Annotated in this window: 20 protein-coding genes, 2 tRNA genes, 1 other RNA gene and 1 pseudogene; 15 read left to right on the top strand and 9 right to left on the bottom strand. The window is 73.8% G+C overall.

What is annotated here, in order from left to right:
* Nucleotides 1–13: 13 nt before the first annotated feature.
* From ACFQ11_RS03115 to ACFQ11_RS03095, 5 genes are all read right to left on the bottom strand, one after another.
* Nucleotides 14–98 (bottom strand) — tRNA-Ser (locus ACFQ11_RS03115).
* 10 nt (nt 99–108) lie between these two features.
* Nucleotides 109–546 carry a tRNA adenosine(34) deaminase TadA gene (gene tadA, locus ACFQ11_RS03110; RefSeq protein ID WP_378296367.1) on the bottom strand — a complete coding sequence of 146 codons (438 nt, stop codon included), beginning with the start codon at nt 544–546 and terminating at the stop codon, nt 109–111.
* Nucleotides 547–574: 28 nt separating this feature from the next.
* On the bottom strand, nt 575–1,012 hold the full coding sequence (locus ACFQ11_RS03105) for a tRNA adenosine deaminase-associated protein (protein WP_378296214.1): 438 nt from the start codon (nt 1,010–1,012) through the stop codon (nt 575–577).
* 52 nt (nt 1,013–1,064) lie between these two features.
* Nucleotides 1,065–1,550, bottom strand: coding sequence for a tRNA adenosine deaminase-associated protein (locus tag ACFQ11_RS03100; RefSeq protein WP_378296213.1), 486 nt, complete (start codon nt 1,548–1,550; stop codon nt 1,065–1,067).
* 183 nt (nt 1,551–1,733) lie between these two features.
* Complete coding sequence (locus tag ACFQ11_RS03095) at nt 1,734–2,003, bottom strand: hypothetical protein (protein ID WP_378296212.1); 270 nt, start codon at nt 2,001–2,003, stop codon at nt 1,734–1,736.
* Nucleotides 2,004–2,165: 162 nt separating this feature from the next.
* Between ACFQ11_RS03095 and upp the strand changes: the two genes are divergently transcribed.
* The 7 genes from upp (at nt 2,166) to ACFQ11_RS03060 (ending at nt 7,874) form a co-directional block, all read left to right on the top strand.
* Complete coding sequence (gene upp / locus ACFQ11_RS03090) at nt 2,166–2,804, top strand: uracil phosphoribosyltransferase (RefSeq protein WP_378296211.1); 639 nt, start codon at nt 2,166–2,168, stop codon at nt 2,802–2,804.
* Nucleotides 2,805–3,021: 217 nt separating this feature from the next.
* Nucleotides 3,022–3,282 carry a hypothetical protein gene (locus ACFQ11_RS03085; RefSeq protein WP_378296210.1) on the top strand — a complete coding sequence of 87 codons (261 nt, stop codon included), beginning with the start codon at nt 3,022–3,024 and terminating at the stop codon, nt 3,280–3,282.
* Nucleotides 3,283–3,356: 74 nt separating this feature from the next.
* Entirely contained in the window at nt 3,357–3,515 is a 159-nt protein-coding gene (locus ACFQ11_RS03080) for a hypothetical protein (RefSeq protein ID WP_187357082.1), read from the top strand.
* A 7-nt stretch (nt 3,516–3,522) separates the two neighbouring features.
* The gene (locus tag ACFQ11_RS03075) at nt 3,523–4,035 is read left to right on the top strand and encodes a PH domain-containing protein (protein ID WP_378296208.1); all 513 of its coding nucleotides are present in this window, start codon (nt 3,523–3,525) and stop codon (nt 4,033–4,035) included.
* A gap of 113 nt (nt 4,036–4,148) precedes the next feature.
* Nucleotides 4,149–5,591 carry a tetratricopeptide repeat protein gene (locus ACFQ11_RS03070; RefSeq protein WP_378296207.1) on the top strand — a complete coding sequence of 481 codons (1,443 nt, stop codon included), beginning with the start codon at nt 4,149–4,151 and terminating at the stop codon, nt 5,589–5,591.
* A 109-nt stretch (nt 5,592–5,700) separates the two neighbouring features.
* Nucleotides 5,701–6,444, top strand: coding sequence for a FadR/GntR family transcriptional regulator (locus ACFQ11_RS03065; RefSeq protein ID WP_378296206.1), 744 nt, complete (start codon nt 5,701–5,703; stop codon nt 6,442–6,444).
* Nucleotides 6,445–6,551: 107 nt separating this feature from the next.
* Nucleotides 6,552–7,874 (top strand): CynX/NimT family MFS transporter, encoded by a 1,323-nt coding sequence (locus ACFQ11_RS03060; protein WP_378296205.1) that lies wholly within the window; start codon nt 6,552–6,554, stop codon nt 7,872–7,874.
* Between the two features lie 40 nt (nt 7,875–7,914).
* On the opposite strand, the gene ACFQ11_RS03055 is transcribed toward ACFQ11_RS03060, so the two are convergent.
* The 3 genes from ACFQ11_RS03055 to ACFQ11_RS03045 all read right to left on the bottom strand — a co-directional run bounded on the left by ACFQ11_RS03055 (nt 7,915) and on the right by ACFQ11_RS03045 (nt 9,114).
* Nucleotides 7,915–8,226, bottom strand: a complete 312-nt coding sequence (locus tag ACFQ11_RS03055; protein WP_075902778.1) for a type II toxin-antitoxin system VapB family antitoxin — start codon at nt 8,224–8,226, stop codon at nt 7,915–7,917.
* 436 nt (nt 8,227–8,662) lie between these two features.
* Nucleotides 8,663–8,747: transfer RNA gene (locus ACFQ11_RS03050), tRNA-Ser, on the bottom strand.
* Between the two features lie 10 nt (nt 8,748–8,757).
* Nucleotides 8,758–9,114: a DUF952 domain-containing protein gene (locus tag ACFQ11_RS03045; RefSeq protein WP_378296204.1), complete on the bottom strand. Its 357-nt coding sequence runs from the start codon at nt 9,112–9,114 to the stop codon at nt 8,758–8,760.
* A gap of 60 nt (nt 9,115–9,174) precedes the next feature.
* Between ACFQ11_RS03045 and ffs the strand changes: the two genes are divergently transcribed.
* From ffs to ACFQ11_RS03005, 8 genes and pseudogenes are all read left to right on the top strand, one after another.
* Nucleotides 9,175–9,270: signal recognition particle sRNA small type (gene ffs / locus ACFQ11_RS03040), an RNA gene on the top strand.
* A gap of 37 nt (nt 9,271–9,307) precedes the next feature.
* Complete coding sequence (locus ACFQ11_RS03035) at nt 9,308–11,608, top strand: DNA polymerase III subunit gamma and tau (protein WP_378296203.1); 2,301 nt, start codon at nt 9,308–9,310, stop codon at nt 11,606–11,608.
* A gap of 164 nt (nt 11,609–11,772) precedes the next feature.
* Nucleotides 11,773–12,126: pseudogene (locus ACFQ11_RS03030) on the top strand (YbaB/EbfC family nucleoid-associated protein); the annotation flags it as partial.
* Between the two features lie 140 nt (nt 12,127–12,266).
* Nucleotides 12,267–12,866 carry a recombination mediator RecR gene (gene recR, locus ACFQ11_RS03025; RefSeq protein WP_378296202.1) on the top strand — a complete coding sequence of 200 codons (600 nt, stop codon included), beginning with the start codon at nt 12,267–12,269 and terminating at the stop codon, nt 12,864–12,866.
* On the top strand, nt 12,859–13,407 hold the full coding sequence (locus ACFQ11_RS03020; protein WP_378296200.1) for a DUF5063 domain-containing protein: 549 nt from the start codon (nt 12,859–12,861) through the stop codon (nt 13,405–13,407). Before recR ends, ACFQ11_RS03020 begins: the two co-directional genes overlap by 8 nt.
* A gap of 230 nt (nt 13,408–13,637) precedes the next feature.
* On the top strand, nt 13,638–14,264 hold the full coding sequence (locus tag ACFQ11_RS03015; protein ID WP_378296199.1) for a hypothetical protein: 627 nt from the start codon (nt 13,638–13,640) through the stop codon (nt 14,262–14,264).
* 99 nt (nt 14,265–14,363) lie between these two features.
* Nucleotides 14,364–15,416, top strand: coding sequence for an aspartate-semialdehyde dehydrogenase (locus ACFQ11_RS03010; protein WP_378296198.1), 1,053 nt, complete (start codon nt 14,364–14,366; stop codon nt 15,414–15,416).
* Nucleotides 15,417–15,497: 81 nt separating this feature from the next.
* Nucleotides 15,498–16,166: a TetR/AcrR family transcriptional regulator gene (locus tag ACFQ11_RS03005; RefSeq protein WP_378296197.1), complete on the top strand. Its 669-nt coding sequence runs from the start codon at nt 15,498–15,500 to the stop codon at nt 16,164–16,166.
* A 3-nt stretch (nt 16,167–16,169) separates the two neighbouring features.
* On the opposite strand, the gene ACFQ11_RS03000 is transcribed toward ACFQ11_RS03005, so the two are convergent.
* Nucleotides 16,170–17,129 (bottom strand): hypothetical protein, encoded by a 960-nt coding sequence (locus ACFQ11_RS03000; RefSeq protein ID WP_378296196.1) that lies wholly within the window; start codon nt 17,127–17,129, stop codon nt 16,170–16,172.
* Nucleotides 17,130–17,314 lie beyond the last annotated feature (185 nt).

The raw sequence follows: 17,314 nt of genomic DNA, 5'->3' as shown, positions 1-17,314 counted from the left end.
CCCTTCGCGGCGGCGGTGGTGGTGGGATTCGAACCCACGGAAGGTTGCCCTTCACACGCTTTCGAGGCGTGCGCCCTCGTCCACTAGGCGACACCACCGCGGAAGAGCCTACCGGACGCGGCGCCGTGCGAAGAACTCGATTAGCGGGGCCGCGCACTCCTCGGCGAGGAGTCCCGCGATGACCTCGGGCCGATGGTTCAGGCGGCGGTCGCGGACGACGTCCCACAGCGACCCCACGGCACCGGCCTTCTCGTCGACCGCCCCGTACACGAGCCGGGCGACGCGGGCCTGGACGGACGCGCCCGCGCACATCGTGCAGGGTTCGAGCGTCACGACGAGGGTGCAGCCCGTCAGCCGCCACTCGCCGCGGGCGGACGCGGCGGCCCGCATCGCGACGATCTCCGCGTGGCCGGTCGGGTCCCCGCTGCGCTCCCGGTCGTTGCGCCCGGTGCCGACGACGTCCCCGGACGGGTCGAGGACGACCGCGCCGACGGGGATCTCGCCCGCGTCCGCCGCGAGCCGCGCCTCGTCCAGCGCGCGCCGCATCGCCGGGACGAGCCCGGGCGTGGGGTCGTCAGTCACGGAGCCGGTCGAACTCCTCGCCGAATCCCGCGCGTTCGGCGACCGTCAGGAGCGCGTCGCCCGGCAGGGCCCGCTCCCCGAGGTCGGCGAGGCCGCCGGCGTCGATGCCGAGGTCGTCCAGCAGGGCCGGGTCGCCGCCGGGGTCGCCGGCCGGGATCTCCCCGACGAGCTGGTGGAACAGGGGCGCGAGCCCGTCCTCGCGGACGGTCGAGACGTACGCGCGGGGCTCGTCCTGCCCGTCCAGCCGGACGACCGCGAACCAGTCGTCGTTCTCCTCGACCAGCAGCACGACGGGGTCGCCGTACGACTCGACGGCCGCTTCCCGCATCAGGTCGGCGACGTCGTCGACGTCCGCGGCCTCGGCGAGGACGGCCTCGGTGCCGACCCAGCCCTGCGGGGTCCGCGCGAAGACTGCGGCGAAAGAGGACACGTGCCCATTGTTACCCACGGGGTTCCGCGGGTCACGTCCGCGCGCCTCCGGATCAGGCGACGGTGTCGACGGCGCGTTCGAACGCGGCCGCGAAACCGATGCGGCCCGCGATGCTGAGCAGCATCTCGTCCGGGTACAGCTCGAGGTCGCCGGAGATCGCGCCGAGCTCCATCTCGTCCAGGCCGAGATCGGCGAAGATCGACATGTCGCCGACGGGGAGGACCTGGTCGAGCTCCTCGTCCGCGGGGACGGGAATGTCCAGGTATTCCAGGACCTGTGTGGCCAGCGGCCAGTCCACCGACGCGGTGACGTCCGACAGGAACACCATCACCTCGTCGCCGAGCAGCCGGATCGCCACGAAGAAGTCGTCGCCGACCGCCACCAGCCCGATCGTGCCGCCCAGGCTCGGCTGCTGGCGCAGGGCATGGATCAGCCCCGCGAGGTCCTCGGTCAGCGCGACCGGGAGCACCTCGGCCTCCCAGGCTTCGTCCTCCCGGTACACCACGACGGCGAAATCCGTCGCGTCAACATCCGTCATGTCCACCCCACCGGCGCGGTTCCTGCCAGGGCATGTTCGCAGACGCGGCGCGCCCCCGTACGTCCCACCGCCGAATTCGGGGCGGGCCGGCGCGGACGCCCGGCACGTCGCGGCGCCCGGCCCAACGAACCTACTCGATCGGCACCGGGACCGGGCCGCCCGCACCGCATGTGGCGGAACGCGTCAGTTGATGCGGAACGTGCGGCGGCGCAGCGCCGCGTGGATCCGGGCGCGCCGCGACCGGTGCGGGGTGACGCGCCGCCGCAGCTCGCGGGCCTCGGCGAGCTCGCGCAGGAACACCGCCCGGCGGCGCAGATGCTCGCGCACCTCCTCCGGCGAGATCTCGCCCTGGGGGCCGGGACGGGACGGCGCGCGCCCCTCGTCGCCCGCGCGTCCCGCGGCTTGCGCGCGGCGGCCGTCCGCGGCGCGGCGGCCGGCTGTGACGTCGCTCACGGACGGTTCGGTCGAGTCCGGCGCCGGGTCGCGGGCCGGCCCCGGCGGCGTCGGCTGCTGATCGCTGTCGCGGCTCATACCGCTTTCGTGCCCAGCTCACCGGCGTCCTATCCTGCCGCGGCCCGGACCGGACGAACGCCGCATGTCGGCTACCGTGTGCGCATGCAGACCCTCGCCGTCGACCACCCGCTCGTCGCGCACAAGCTCACCACCCTGCGGGACTCGCGCACCGACTCGCCCACGTTCCGCCGGCTGGCCGACGAGCTGGTGACCCTGCTCGCCTACGAGGCCACCCGCGACGTCCGGGTCGCCGAGGTGACGGTGCCCACCCCGCTGGTGGAGGCCGAAGGCGTCCAGCTCGCCAGCCCGAAGCCGCTCGTCGTGCCGATCCTGCGCGCGGGCCTCGGGATGCTGGACGGGATGACCCGGCTGCTGCCCACCGCCGAGGTCGGCTTCCTCGGCATGATCCGCGACGAGGGGTCGCTGCAGGCGCAGACGTACGCGACGCGGCTGCCCGACGACCTGTCCGGCCGGCAGTGCTACGTCCTGGACCCGATGCTGGCGACCGGCGGGACGCTCGCCGCCGCGATCCGGCTGCTGTGCGAGCGCGGCGCCACCGACGTCACCGCCATCTGCCTGCTGGCGGCGCCCGAGGGGCTGAAGCACCTGGAGCAGTCGTTCACCGACATCACCGCGCCGGTCCGCGTCGTCACCGCCGCGATCGACTCGCACCTGGACGAGAACGGCTTCATCGTCCCGGGTCTCGGCGACGCGGGCGACCGGCTCTACGGCGTCGTCTGACGGTCCCGGCGGCCCCCCGGGCGCCGCGGCGGCCCCGGCGGCGCACCGCCCGCCCGTCCGATGACCATGTGGTCGCGAACGGGGGCGCGGAAATGTTCGTTCGCCCTGGTAGAGGGTATTGAGCCTCCACGGAACGCCAGTGCGCGTTCCCCTCCGCCGCCGCGGCACAGGGGACCGTTTCGGACCGGGCGGCGCGAGCGAGCTCGAGGATGTCGCAATGGCTCACCACGGGGATGGGGACCTGCCGCGCTACGCGGCGATCGGCGAGCGGCTGACCGAGGAGTTCGCGGGGGTGCACGCCGCCGAGACGGTGTCCCGCTGCGTGTCCGCGGCCCGGTACGGCGCCGAGGAGGTGGTGGGGTCGGCGCCCGCCGACCTCGTCGAACGGATCGCGCGCCGGCACCTGGAGGTGCTGGCGACGGTCGCGGCCGAGAAACGCCGCAAGGCGCGCCGGTCATCTCTCGACAACGCGCCATAGGCCTTCCTTTGCGGGGGGTTGCGGCTGTGCGAAACTGAACCGGGGTCTCGAGTCCAGTGCTCCGGGAGGCAGCCGTGCCCGCCAAGAAGTATCTGACGTGGGCCGCGGCGGCCTTCGTGGCGTTCTACGTCGTCACGCAACCGGACGGCGCCACGCGGTCGGTGGAGACCGTGGCCGGGGGCCTCGCCGACGCCGCCGGTTCCGTGATCACCTTCATCAACGCGGTCGGCTGAGGCCGCGATGAGACTGGTCACCCCCGGCGACTCCGCGCCCGCGTCCGTCAACAAGTACCTGCTCCCGCACGAGAACCAGGTCATCACCGTCCGCCGCCACCCCGCCGTGCTGATGGTCCCGGTCGGGCTCGTCCTCGGCGGCCTGATCGTCGCGGGCCTCCTGGTCAACACCGTCGGCGCCGCCATCATGTGGATCTGGTGGGGCTGGCTCGCGCTGCTCGCCTGGTTCGTGTGGCGCGTCGCGGAATGGTCGGTCGACTACTTCGTCATCACGAACCAGCGCATGCTGCTCACGACGGGCATTCTCACCCGCAGCGTCGCGATGATGCCGCTCGCCAAGGTCACCGACATGAGCTTCAAACGCTCGATCACCGGCCGGATGCTCGGCTACGGCGAGTTCGTCCTGGAATCCGCCGGCCAGGACCAGGCCCTCACCAACATCGACTACCTCCCCTACCCCGAGCAGCTGTATCTCGAAGTCTGCGAGATGATCTTTCCGAACAAGAACCCGGACGAGTAGCGGATCCCGCGCCCGGCGGCGGCTCGCTTCGTTACTCTCGATGTGCGTTAACCCGCAATGTGCAATCATGTCGGCACCCCAGCCGCCTGATTACTTCCGCTAAGTGAGTCCACATGCCGGGTCCAGGCAATGTCGGCGAACGTGTCCGCAACCTGCGGCTGACCAGACGCTTGTCGCAGGCACAGCTCGCCGGTCACGACCTTTCCGACAGCTACATCTCGTTGATCGAGTCGGGCAAGCGCACACCGACCCCGACCGTGCTGCGCATGCTGGCCGAGCGCCTCGGCTGCACGCCCGAGTACCTCGCCGAGGGCGTCGAGCCGGAGCAGCGCACCCACCTCGAGGTCCGGGAGCGCCACGCGCACCTCGCCCTGCTGGGCGGTGACCCGGCGGCCGCCGAAGAGGGCTTCGACGACGTCATCGCGCGCAGCGACGACCCCGACCTCACCTCCCGCGCCCGCTGGGGCCGCGCCCGCGCCCTCGAGGAGCTCGGCCGCACCGACCTCGCCATCGGGCTGTTCGAGGAGCTGCGCGAGCAGGCCGAACGCGACCCCGGCCGGGCCAGCACGCTGCCCGCCGTCGTCGCGCTCGCCCGCTGCTACCACACCGTCGGCGACCTGGGGCAGGCCATCGCGCTCGGCGAGCGAGCCATGGAACGCCTCCGCGTCGTCGGGCTGAACGTGGGACGCGAGCACACCGAAGCGGGCCGCGTGCTGCTCCTCGCCTACGTGGACAGGTCCGACCCGGCGCGCGCGCACGAGATCGGCCGCCGCCTCCTGTACCCGGACGGCGCGGACCAGCCCGTCAGCGTCCACTACCAGCAGGCGAGCCTGCGCGCCCTCGAGGACGGCGCGATCGGCGACTCGCTGTACTTCGCCGACCAGGCCCTCACGGCCCGCGCCGAGGGCGCCGCGCCGCGCGCCGACGCCCGCCTGCGCCTCGCCGCCGCCAAGGCGCTGCTGCGCGGCGTCGCGCCGTTCTCGGAGAAGGCCCCCACGATCGTCCCCGACGCCTTCGGGCGCCCCCGCGCCGAGGGCACGATCGACGCCGCGAGCGAGGCGCTCGACCTGCTGGAGCGGACGTCCGAGCTGACCGGGGCCGACGCCACCGAGGCCGCGATCGCCCGAGCGCGCGCGCTCGTCCTCGTAGGACGCCTCGACGAGGCCATCGGGGCGCTCGAACGGTTCCTGGACACGGGGTTCGCCCTGCAGCCGCCGCAGCCCACGATCCCGTCCCGTCCGCTGGCCCCGCAGCCCGGCCAGGACCTCGTGGCCCGCACCCGGACGGCCGTCCGGGCACGTCTCGTCCTCGCGCGCGCACGCGTCGCCCAGGGAGACCCGCAGGCCGCGCAGGTCGTGCTCCAGGCCGCGTCCGAGCAGCTGCGGACGCTCCCGGCGGGACGGTCGACCGCGCGCCTCCTGCGCGACATGGGCGAGCTGTTCGAGCTCGTCAAGGACGGCGAGAGCGCGGCCGCCGCGTACCGGCAGGCGCTCGAGGCCACCGGCCTGCGCGCGGGCCGCCCCCACGAGGCCAACTGCGACCTCGGCCGCGTCTGACGCACGCCCCGGCGCCCGCCGCGGAATAAACCCACGCCCCCGATGGTCCTAACATGGAGACATGGGATGACCGGCTGACTGCACGCCGGGTGACGTAGGGGGGACGCCGATGACGCTGCGCACCACGCGCCGCTCCTCGCTCGTCGACCAGGTGATCGACCAGCTCAGGGACGAGATCGCGAACGGCGTCTGGCCGGTCGGCGGGAAGATCCCGCCGGAGCCGGTCCTGTCGGAGACCCTCGGCGTCGGCCGCAACACCGTCCGCGAGGCCGTCCGCGCCCTCACCCACGCGGGCCTGCTCGACAGCCGGCAGGGCGACGGCACCTACGTGCGCGCGACCAGCGAACTGTCCGGCGCCGTCCGGCGGCGCCTCGAGAAGGCCGAGCTCATCGAGATCCTCGAGGTCCGGCGCGGCCTGGAGGTCGAGGCCGCCCGGCTCGCCGCCACCCGCCGCACCGACGCCGACACCGCCGCGATCGCCGTCGCCCTCGCCCGCCGCGACGCCGCCTGGACCGCCGGCGAGCACGCCGCGTTCGTCGAGGCCGACCTCGCCTTCCACACCGCCGTCGTCGAGGCCACCCACAACCGGGTCCTTACCGACCTCTACCGCGACTTCAGCACCGCCCTGCGCGCCAGCATCGGTGCCGCGGGCGACCTGCTGCGGCACGCGGACGTCCCGCACGGGCCCATCGCCCGCGCCATCGAGGCGGGCGACGCCGAGGCCGCCACCCGCGCCACCCACGCCTGCCTCGACCAGATCCTCGACTCCGCCGTCCCAGAGACGGCCGTGCCCGGGGTCCCGGAGACGCCGCCTCCCGTCGGGACGCCCGGCGGGGCCGGGGCCGCCCCGTAGCGCACCCCCTCCTCCCCCCCGTCGCGGGCCGTCGCTCTGACGTGCCCGATTCCTCCCACCGAATCCTGTTCCGTAGAGCCGCGCCGCGAGCGCACGACGAAGGTGAAATGAACGCGTCCACGAAGCCCTCCGCCACGACCGCGTCCCCCGCCCCGGCGACGTCCCGCGCCCCGGCGACGTCCCGCGCCACCGCCGCGTGGGCCCTGGCGGGGCTGATCCTGCTCACCGTCAACCTGCGCGCCGCGATCACCGGCATCTCCCCGGTGCTCGGCGAACTCCGCGACGCCTTCGGGCTGTCCGGCGTCGGGGTGAGCGTCCTCACCACCCTCCCGGTGCTGTGCCTCGGCGTGTTCGCGTCCCTCGCCCCGGTGCTGGCCCGCAGGCTCGGCACCGAGGTCGCCATCGCCGGCTCCCTCATCATGATCACCGCCGGGATCCTGCTGCGCGTCGTCGCGTACGCGCCCGCGCTCTACATTGGAACGGTCCTGGCGGGCGCGGGCATCGCGATGGGCAACGTCCTCATGCCCGCGGTCATCAAGCGGGCGTTTCCGCGCCGCGTCGGCTCCCTGACCGGCGTCGCGATGATGCTGATGGCCGCGTCCGGCGCCATCGCCGCCGGGCTCGCGGTGCCGCTCGACCACGCGGGCGGCTGGCGCCTCGCCCTCGCCGTCTGGGCCGTCCCCTCCCTGGCCGCCGCCCTGGTGTGGGGCCCGCTCGCGCTCCGCGGGCGGACACAGCGCCGCCGCACCGCCGAGCCCGCCGACGTCCCCGGCACCGACCCCCACCGCACGGACGGGACGCTGCTGCGCTCGCCGCTCGCCTGGTGCGTCGCGGCGTTCATGGGCCTGGCCTCGCTGATGTTCTACGTGCTGATGTCCTGGCTGCCGGAGATGATGCAGGACGCCGGATACGCCCCGGCGACCGCCGGGATGATGGTCTCGGTCATGATGATCGTCGGCATCCCGCTGGGCTTCCTCGTCCCCGTGTTCGCCGCCCGGCTCCGCGACCAGCGCGCCGTCGTCGCCGCCATCGGCACCGTGATGATCGTCGGCATCGGCGGCATGCTCCTCGCGCCGTCCGCCGGCTGGGTGTGGACGGTCACCCTCGGCATCGGCGTCGGCAGCGCCTTCCCGCTCGCCTACACGCTGCTCAGCCTGCGGTCACCGAGCCCGTCGATCGCCGCGCGGCTGTCCGGGATGGCGCAGACCGGCGGATACCTGCTCGCCGGATTCGGCCCGCTCGCCGCCGGCGTCCTGCACAGCGCCACGGGCGGCTGGGACGTCTCGCTCGTCCTCCTGCTCGCCCTGATCGTGCCCGAGATGGTCTTCGGGCTCCTCGCCGCCCGCCCCGGATACGTCCGCCTCGGCGACGGGGGCCCGCTCGTCGAGGCGAAGCAGATCGCCCTCCCCGCGCCCGCCCGCACCCGCTGAGGGCGGGCGCCCGCGCGGCGGCGCCCGTGCGGCGCGCGGGTCAGCCGCGCACGCCCACCGCGTCCAGATCGAGGACGCGGGCGTGCAGGACGGTCCGCTGCTGCAAGGCGGCGCGCAGGGCGCGGTGCAGCCCGTCCTCCAGATACAGCTCACCGCGCCACTGGACCACATGGGGGAACAGGTCGCCGTAGAAGGTGGAGTCCTTGGCGAGGAGCGACTGCAGATCGAGCTCCCGCTTGGTGCTGACGAGCTGGTCGAGGCGGACCTGGCGAGGCGGGATCTTGGCCCAGTCCCGGGACGAGAGCCCGTGGTCCGGATAGGGCCTTCCCACACCCACCGCCTTAAAGATCACCCCACGAGTCTACGGCGTCCGACGCGGTCGCAGAAGGAAACGCAACTACCCGAGTCACCGTTTTCACCTCCCGGGTAAACCAATTACATCGCAGGTCAACGGGGTTGTCAGTATTTTGCGTCAACGCAGTTGATCGCCCCGTCGGCCATGACCGTCTGCCCCGTCATGTATCGGGAATCGTCCCCGGCGAGGTACGCCACGGGCCACGATGGGCGCGACGCCCCGCTCACGGTAGGGAAGGCGGAACGAGGGGCCGTGCGGGTACCGCTGACCCGTACCGGCGAACCCGGCCCTCCGCCCCGGCAGGGAAGACCCTCGGGCCCGTCCGGTGTGCGCGGGACCACGCGGCGACACGCCCGCGCGCCGCGGTCCGGAAAGCACTGAGGGCGGCATCCGATGGATGCCGCCCTCGACGTCGTGCGCCCCGCGGGGCGAGCGGAGGATGCGAGATTCGAACTCGCGAGCGCTTGCACGCAACACGCTTTCCAAGCGTGCGCCCTAGGCCACTAGGCGAATCCTCCGCGGGACAGCCTACCGGGTGTCGGGCAGTGGTCGCGCCTCGATTACCGCCTCCACCGGAATCGGGCCGTAGACGTGCGGGAACACCCCGTCCCCGACCGGCTCGTCGCGGACGGGCGCGTCCAGCCGCGACACGTCGATCACCAGCAGGACCAGGGCGTCCCGGTCCACGCCCGCGTAGAACCGGCCGAGGACGCCCCGCACCTGGTCCATGCCGGAAGAACAGTGCACGAAACCCTCGTCGTCGAGCGTCCGTCCGAGGGTGGACATGGTGTACGACACACCCGCGTCCCTGGCCGATTCCCAATGGCGTCGTTCGGCGATGTGCAGGAGTGTGCGCCGCGCTGGAGCGGTGTCGGAGTCGCCCATGGGGCGGAGAGTAACGCCGGAACCGTGCCAACCTCGCGCCGGGATGCCATAGACTTTGGGGCAGACCCCTCGCATGGCGTCACCCTGTGAACCTCCCCAGGGCCGGAAGGCAGCAAGGATAAGCAGGCTCTGGCGGGTGTGCGGGGGGTCCTTTCGTTTCTGACGCTCTGCTCTTGAGGAGGGCGGACCCCCGATGAGTCTGGCTCTGTACCGCAAGTACCGGCCTGCGACGTTCGCCGAGCTCAAGGGGCAGGAGCACGTCGCCGAACCGCTGCAGCAGGCGCTGCGCAACGGCAGGATCAACCACGCGTACCTGTTCAGCGGCCCGCGCGGCTGCGGGAAGACGTCCAGCGCCCGCATCCTCGCCCGCTCCCTGAACTGCGAGAACGGCCCCACCCCCGACCCGTGCGGCAAGTGCGACTCGTGCGTCGCGCTCGGCCCGACCGGCACCGGGCACATCGACGTCATCGAGATCGACGCCGCCTCGCACGGCGGTGTCGACGACGCCCGCGACCTCCGCGAACGCGCCTTCTTCGCGCCCGTCTCCGCGCGCTTCAAGGTGTACATCATCGACGAGGCGCACATGGTGACCCGCGAGGGGTTCAACGCGCTGCTGAAGCTCGTCGAGGAACCGCCACCGCACCTGAAGTTCGTGTTCGCGACGACCGAGCCGGAGAAGGTCATCGGGACGATCCGGTCCCGGACGCACCACTACCCGTTCCGGCTGATCCCGCCGGGCACCCTCACCGAACTCGTCGAGGAGATCCTCGAGTCGGAGAACGTCCCGTACGAGGCGTCCGCGCTGCCGCTGGCGGTGCGCGCCGGCGCCGGATCCGCGCGCGACACCCTGTCGATCCTCGACCAGTTGCTGGCCGGGTCGGACGAGAACGGCATCACGTACGCGCGGGCCGTCTCCCTCCTCGGCTACACCGACTCCACGCTCCTCGACGAGGTCATCGGCGCCTTCGCGGCCCGCGACGGCGCCGCCGTCTTCGCCGCGATCGACCGGGTGATCGAGAGCGGCCAGGACCCCCGCCGGTTCGCCGCCGACCTGCTCGAACGGCTCCGCGACCTGGTGATCCTCTCGAACGTCCCGGAGGCGGCCGGGTCCGGGCTGCTGAACGCGCCGCCGGACGAGCTCGAGCAGATGCGCAAGCAGGCGTCCGCGCTCGGCCCGGGGGAGCTGACGCGGGCGGCCGACCTGCTGCACACCGGGCTCACGGAGATGCGCGGCGCCACGTCCCCGCGGCTGCTGCTGGAGCTGGTCGCGGCACGGATCCTGCTGCCCGCGGCGTACGAGGACGAGGCGTCGATGTTCGCGCGCCTCGACCGGCTGGAGCGGCAGGCGTCCCAGGGCGGCTTCGGCGGAGGCGGTGGCGGTGCCGGAGGCGGCGGCTTCCTCGGGGGCGGTGGCCTCGGGGGTGGGGGGCTTGGGCAGTCGGCCCCTGCACAGCCCCCGCCCGCCCAGGGGGGCGACCCCACTTCAAGTGTCAACCGCCCCGCCTCTCCCGCGCCCGCAGAACCGCGTCCTGTGGATAACCCCGGTTCCACGAACCTCCCGCCGTCCCCGGACGCCCGCCCGAACGCGGGGCACGACCGGCAGCCCTCCGGCCAGCCCCACGGCCAGTCTCACGCCCAGCCGACCGGCCAGCCCCACGGTCAAGCGCCCGCCCAGCCCCACGGCCAGGCACCCGCCCAGGCACCCGCCGCCCCGGCCTCAGCCCCTGCGGCGGCCCACGCGGCCCCCACGGCCCCGGCCCCCACGTCCCCGGCCTCCCCGGCCTCCGCTGCACCCGCCGCTCCCGCCGAGGGCCCGGACATCCAGACCCTCCAGCGGTACTGGCCCGACGTCGTCGAGGCCGTCAAGCAGAAGAGCCGCGCCACCTGGATGGTCATCATGTCCGGGGTCCATCCGATCGGGCTGGAGGGCAAGGTCCTCACCCTCGGCTTCGACGCCGACGGACGGCGCCTCGGCTTCGTCAACGGGGGGCGCGACGTCGTCGTCCGCGAGGTCCTCAAGGAACGGATGGGCGTCGACTGGCGGATCGAGACCGTCGTCGGCAACTCGCCTCCCCCCTCGGGCGGCGGACGTCCCGGCGGCGGGTCACCGGGACCGTCCGGCGGCGGCCCGGGCGGCCGCCCCACCGGCGGCTTCGCCCCCGCCGCCGCCCCGACACCCACCCCGAGCCAGGCCCAGACCCCGGCCCCGGCCCAGGCCCCGGCTCCGCCACGGCCCGCCCCCGACCCGCCGGCTCCCCCGCCCGGCCAGGGACGCGGCCCGGCGGCGGGCGCGCCCGTCCGGGACCCGGGGCCGCCGCCCCCGCCGCCGGACGAGCCTCCGCCGCCGCCCGAACCCGCCCCGATGGACGAGAGCGACGAGGTGGACCCCGAGGGCGACGCCGACGCGGACGGGCTCGAGGCGGAGATGACCGGGATGGCGCTCATCCAGCGGGAGCTCGGCGGGCAGATCATCAAGGAGATCGACAACTCCTAGCGCGAACTCCCGGCCGGAGCCGCGCGACCGAACGGAGTCGGCACACCGGCGTCCGCACTTACCGCCGCGCGCCGTCACCCCGTAGTCTCGGGGGACGGACGTCCGGTGGTCGGCGGGTCACCAGAGAGAAGGCCCTCACCAAGGGCCGGAAGAAGGAGTGCACCGTGGAACCCGGTGGTCAGTTGAACATCCAGGAACTGCTCCAGCAGGCGCAGGCCATGCAGGAACAGCTCTTCACCGCGCAGCGCGAGCTGTCGGAGGCCGAGGTCAAGGGCACCGCGGGCGGCGGCCTGGTCACCGCGACCGTCAACGGCGCCGGGGAGATCACCGGCCTGACGATCGACCCGAAGGCCGTCGACCCCGACGACCCGGCCGACACCGCGGAGACGATCGCCGACCTGGTGCTCGCCGCGATCCGCGACGCCGGTCGGGAGGCCCGCGAGCTGCAGCAGGAGAAGATGGGCCCGCTCGCGCAGGGCCTCGGCGGCGGTGGCGGCCTGCCCGGCATGCCCGGTCTCGGCGGCGGCGAGGGCGGCGGCGAGGGCGGCGGCGGCCTGCCCGGCGGCTTCCCCGGCCTCGGCGGCGGCACCGGCGGCGACCCGCGGCCCTGACGCCGTAACGGCGCGTCCACCAGAACCCGAGCGGAAGGAAAGGTCCGTTGTACGAAGGGGTCGTTCAGAACCTCATCGACGAACTGGGCAGGCTGCCCGGCGTCGGCCCCAAGAGCGCGCAGCGGATCGCCTTTCACCTCCTGGCCGCCGACCCGGCCGACGTGGAGCGCCTCGGCAAGGCGCTCAAGGAGGTCAAGGACAAGGTCCGCTTCTGCAAGACCTGCGGGAACGTCGCGGAGGAAGAGGAATGCCGGATCTGCCGTGACGCGCGGCGGGACCCTCACGTCATCTGCGTGGTCGAGGAGTCCAAGGACGTCGTCGCGATCGAGAAGACCCGGGAGTTCCGCGGCCGCTACCACGTGCTCGGCGGCGCGATCAGCCCGATCGAGGGCGTGGGTCCGGACGACCTGCGGATCCGCGAGCTGATGCAGCGGCTCGCGGACGGCACCGTCACCGAGCTGATCCTCGCCACCGACCCGAACCTGGAGGGCGAGGCGACCGCGACCTACCTCGCGCGGCTCGTCAAGTCCATGGGCCTGAAAGTCACCCGACTGGCCAGCGGCCTGCCGGTGGGGGGCGATCTCGAATACGCCGACGAGGTGACGCTGGGCCGCGCATTCGAAGGACGGAGGCTGCTCGATGTCTGACGCCAACAGCCCGCAGGAGTGGACGGCGCTCGCCGAACGGGTCGCCAAGCACGTGGAGAACTACCTGGGCGGCCTGGAGGCCGTCGCGCGCGGTGACGGCGGCACCCAGACGGTGTCGCTGCTCCTGCTGGAGGTGTCGCAGATCATCCTGGCGGGCGCGCAGCTCGGCGCCAGCGCCGACGTGATCCTGCCCGACAACTGGGAGCCCGAGATGGGGGACGACCCCGATCTCGACGCCGTCCGGACGGGCCTCGCCGAACGCCTCGTCGCCGTCGACGAGTACGTCGAGGTGTTCGACCCGTACAAGGACACCGAGCCGACCGCGTACCGGCTGTCCGACGACCTCGTGGACGTCGCCAGCGACCTCGTCCACGGCCTGCGCCACTACCAGCGGGACCGTCCCCTCGAGGCGCTGTGGTGGTGGCAGTACTCGTACTTCAACCACTGGGGCAACCACGCGGGCGCCGCGCTCCGCGCCCTGCACGCCGTCGTCGCGAACGTCCGCCTGAACGTCGCCGAAGAGGTCGCCGCCGCCGGCTGACCGCGGTCCGGGGCCGTGGCCGGCCGACCGGATGCGGCCCCGCGGCTTCGGCCCGATCGCCGGACCGCCCCGGCCGGGATCGACTACGCTCGCACGATCATGGCCCGGCACCGCTCGGGCGGACGTCCGTGGACGGCGGCGTCCGGCCGGGCCGGCGCCCGTGCGTACCGCCGGCTCGGCGCCCGTGCGTGCCGCCGGGCCGCCGTCTCCGATCTCCCGGGAGCGCTCGCGTGTCCGCAGGCAGGAAGGGCTTCGCCCTGCTCGCCGCGGCGCCGCTGTGGCTGGCCGCCGGATGCGGGTCGGCGCCCGCGCCGGACACGGGCGATGCACCGGCGCCGCGCGACGCATCGGCCCCGCCCCGGATGCCGTCGGCTCGGCCCGGATACACGCTGTCGTGCCCGCCGCTCCCTACGGCGGACGACGGCGCGAAGGGCGTGATCTGCAGGGAGGTGCCGAAGCCGTGCTCGCCGCGGCCGTGCGCCGGCAGGCCGGGCGACGTCCTGTACGTCACCGGGTTCGAGCGGTGGACCGACCCCAGGGGGCGGGCCGGGTACCGGCTGCGATGGAGGTTCAGCCGGGAGGAGGCGTCCGCGCCGCTGTACCTCAGCTTTGTGGAGTTGCGCGACGCCACGGGCGGCACCGTCGCGCGCCGCGCGCTCGATGGTGAGGGGTGCTTCATCCGGCACAAGGCCATGGAGATCCCGGCGGGACGTACGACGGTCTCGCCCGGCCCTATCTGCATGGTCGCCGATTCGGGTGCGCGGCCGGCGATCGCGTTCTTCCACTTCTGGATCGAGGTCGGCGGGGGCCAGACGGTCCGGGAGGTGCCGCTGACCGCGGACGGGCGGCGGCCGTAGCCGTTCGCGCACCGGCCTTGGGATCCCGGGTGGGAACCGAAGGCCGGGGGCGGTAGTTGTCAGAATGGACGGACTTCAACGGCGAAGGGTGTGTCGGGCATGGCCTCCAGGTGGGCGCCCGCCCTGGCGGTCGTCGGCGCCACGGGCGCGGTCGGGTCGGTGATCCTCGAGCTGCTGTCGACCCGGCGGGACGTGTACGGGGACGTGCGGCTGGTCGCGTCGCCGCGGTCCGCGGGACGGACGCTCGCGGTGCGGGGGGCGGACGTCGCGGTCGAGGCGTTGACGCCCGAGGTGTTCGACGGTGCGGACGTCGTGATGTTCGCCGTGCCGGGGGCGGTGGCCGCCGAGTGGGCGCCGGTCGCGGCGGCGCGCGGTGCGGCGGTCGTGGACGGGTCCGGGGTGTTCCGGATGCGGCGCGACGTGCCGCTGGTGGTGCCCGAGGTGAACCCGGAGGCGGTGCGGGAGCGGCCGCGGGGGGTCGTCGCGGGGCCGGGCGGCGCGACGATGGCGGTCGTGGTGGCGCTGGCGGCCCTGCACCGCGCGTACGGGCTGCGGGAGGTCGTGGTCGCGTCGTACGAGGCGGCGTCCGGCGAGGGACGGGACGGCGCGGACGTCCTGCACGCGCAGCTCGAGAAGGTCGGGGGCGATCGCGGGCTCGGCAGCCGGGCGGGGGACGTGCGGGGCGTCGTGGGGGACACGGGGCCGTTCCGGGCGCCGCTGGCGATGAACGTCGTCCCGTGGGCGGGCGCGGCGGCGGACGGCGGCTGGACGACGGGGGAGCTGGGCGTCCGGCTGGAGACGCGGAAGGTGCTGGGGCTGCCGGACCTGAAGGTGTCGGCGACGTGCGTGCGGGTGCCGGTCGTCACGGGGCATTCGGCGGCGATCCACGCCGTGTTCGACGAGCCGGTCGACCGGCGGGAGGCGCAGGACGTGCTGGCCCGTTCGCCCGGTGTGGTGCTGTGCGACGATCCGGAGTTCCCGACCCCGGCGGACGCCGTCGGCACCGACCCCGTGTGGGCGGGGCGCGTGCGGGTGTCCCCGGACGATCCGCGCGCCCTCGACCTGTTCGTCAGCGGCGACAACCTGCGGGTCGGGTCGGCGCTGAACACCGTGCAGATCGGCGAGTTGATCGCCGCCGATCTCGGCGCCTGACCCGCGCGACGCGCGGCGGTGCGGCGCGTCCGGACGGTCGGCGCCTGACCGCGCGGCGTCGCGGGCCGTAGGGTGGCAGGCGTGACCGAGACGAAGGCGGTGAAGTCCGAGCAGACCCGCGCCCTGATCGTGCAGACGGCGCTGCGGCTCTTCCGGGAGCGCGGGTACGAGGCGACGACGATGCGCGCGATCGCCAAGGAGGCGGGCGTCTCGGTCGGGAACGCCTACTACTACTTCGGCTCCAAGGAGGAGCTGATCCAGGCGTACTACGACGAGCTGCAGGACGAGCACGTCGCCGCGTGCCGGGCCGTGCTGGAGGCGGAGACGGAGTTCGCGGCGCGGCTGCTGGGCGTGCTGAGGGCCCGCGTCGACACGATGGTGCCGTACCACCAGTTCGCCGGGAAGTTCTTCAAGTTCGCGGCGGAGCCGACGAGCCCGCTGAATCCGTTCAGCGCGGAGTCCGGGCCGGCGCGGGACTCGGCGGTCGCGATCTACCGCGAGGTCGTCGAGGGCTCCGACCTGAAGGTCGACAAGGAGTTCCGGAAGGAACTGCCCGAACTGCTGTGGCTGTACTCGATGGGCATCGTCCTCTACTGGGTGCACGACAGCTCGCCGGGCTGCCGCAAGACGTACCTGCTCGTCGAGCGGACCGTGCCGCTGGTGAACCGGATGGTCGCGATGTCCCGGATTCCGGGGTTCAAGTCGGTCACCCGGGAGCTCGTGGACATCATCCGGGATGTTCGGGCGTGACCGTCACGTGTAGGTGATGTCCCAGTGGTCGCTTTCGCGGGCGTAGAGTCCGCCTTCGGGTGACCGGTACAGCTTCGCCCCGTCGCCGCGGACGCCTTCGCGGTCGTAGCCCTCGATCTCCCGGTCGACGCACTTGTTCGGCGCGATGTCGATCTTGTAGCCGTTGTAGTGGCTGTGCCGGCCGGGGGCGTGGCCGCGTTCGGTGCCGCCGGTGACGACGATCTTGCAGCCGCTCTTCGCCGCGAAGCGCAGCAGTCCCTCGAGGGTCGTCCAGCGGAGCCCGGTGAAGGACGTGCAGGTCGGCTTCTCGCGGTCGGAGCAGTTCCCCGTGGAGCGCCATTCGATGTCCCGCGCGCGCAGGACGTCCGTGACGAAGTCGTGCTCGAGGCGCATCGCCTTCGGCAGCGGCGGCAGGTCCGGCTTCCCGGGTCCGGCGGCCGGTTCCCGGACGGGCGGCGCCCCGTTCGCCGCCGGCGCGGAGGCCCCCGCGGGCTCCGCGGGCCGCACGGGGCGGTCGTCCTTCGCCTCCGGGGCGTCCTTCGCGGACGGCTGCAGGGCCTCGACGGTCGAGCCCTGGCCCGCCGGGGCCGCGAGGGAACCGGGGGGCGACCCCGGGGCGGGCTCGAGCGTGTGCGGTGCTTCCGGGCCGGAGCCGGGGTCCGTGCCGGGGAAGACGGGCTCGTGCGGGCGGCCCATGGGCAGCGGCGGGTCGTCGGACGGCACCGGAGGCCCGTCCGGAATCGCCCGCGCCGCCGGGGCGGCCGGGGCGGCGGTCGCGGTCGCGGACGTCGTCACGATGACGGCCGTGGCGGCGAGCAGGGCGCCCGCGCCCAGGGCGAGCAGGCGCGGCACGGGCCGCCGCGGGTCGAGACGCCCGGGTTTTCGCCGGTCCGCGGCGCGGAACGCCCCGGACGGGTCCGGCACGCGGGCATGCGGGTGCGGGTCGTGCGGCAGCCGAGTCATGTGATCCCCCCGATCAGCGATGTGGAGCGCTGCGCCGCCGCATGGGGCGGTGGCGCCGGGGGGCCGCCGGTCACGCCGGGTATGCGGGCGATGACCGGCCGTTGCTCACTAGCGGCCGACGGAGGGATGCCCCACCATCTGATCTTGTAAACGCGGGGACGTGCGGATGATCCGCACGTCCCCGC

This window comes from Actinomadura sediminis (genome assembly GCF_042675525.1).
In the GTDB taxonomy this organism is placed as follows: domain Bacteria; phylum Actinomycetota; class Actinomycetes; order Streptosporangiales; family Streptosporangiaceae; genus Spirillospora; species Spirillospora sediminis.
This window is presented reverse-complemented; position numbering and strand designations above follow the sequence as displayed.

Excerpts from the sequence above, each read along its gene's own strand:
- tadA (WP_378296367.1), bottom strand. The coding sequence starts at position 546 with ATGCGGCGCGCGCTGGACGAGGCGCGGCTCGCGGCGGACGCGGGCGAG.
- ACFQ11_RS03100 (WP_378296213.1), bottom strand. The coding sequence starts at position 1,550 with ATGACGGATGTTGACGCGACGGATTTCGCCGTCGTGGTGTACCGGGAG.
- upp (WP_378296211.1), top strand. The coding sequence starts at position 2,166 with ATGCAGACCCTCGCCGTCGACCACCCGCTCGTCGCGCACAAGCTCACC.
- ACFQ11_RS03085 (WP_378296210.1), top strand. The coding sequence starts at position 3,022 with ATGGCTCACCACGGGGATGGGGACCTGCCGCGCTACGCGGCGATCGGC.
- ACFQ11_RS03075 (WP_378296208.1), top strand. The coding sequence starts at position 3,523 with ATGAGACTGGTCACCCCCGGCGACTCCGCGCCCGCGTCCGTCAACAAG.
- ACFQ11_RS03070 (WP_378296207.1), top strand. The coding sequence starts at position 4,149 with ATGCCGGGTCCAGGCAATGTCGGCGAACGTGTCCGCAACCTGCGGCTG.
- ACFQ11_RS03065 (WP_378296206.1), top strand. The coding sequence starts at position 5,701 with ATGACGCTGCGCACCACGCGCCGCTCCTCGCTCGTCGACCAGGTGATC.
- ACFQ11_RS03060 (WP_378296205.1), top strand. The coding sequence starts at position 6,552 with ATGAACGCGTCCACGAAGCCCTCCGCCACGACCGCGTCCCCCGCCCCG.
- ACFQ11_RS03045 (WP_378296204.1), bottom strand. The coding sequence starts at position 9,114 with ATGGGCGACTCCGACACCGCTCCAGCGCGGCGCACACTCCTGCACATC.
- ACFQ11_RS03035 (WP_378296203.1), top strand. The coding sequence starts at position 9,308 with ATGAGTCTGGCTCTGTACCGCAAGTACCGGCCTGCGACGTTCGCCGAG.
- ACFQ11_RS03020 (WP_378296200.1), top strand. The coding sequence starts at position 12,859 with ATGTCTGACGCCAACAGCCCGCAGGAGTGGACGGCGCTCGCCGAACGG.
- ACFQ11_RS03010 (WP_378296198.1), top strand. The coding sequence starts at position 14,364 with ATGGCCTCCAGGTGGGCGCCCGCCCTGGCGGTCGTCGGCGCCACGGGC.
- ACFQ11_RS03000 (WP_378296196.1), bottom strand. The coding sequence starts at position 17,129 with ATGACTCGGCTGCCGCACGACCCGCACCCGCATGCCCGCGTGCCGGAC.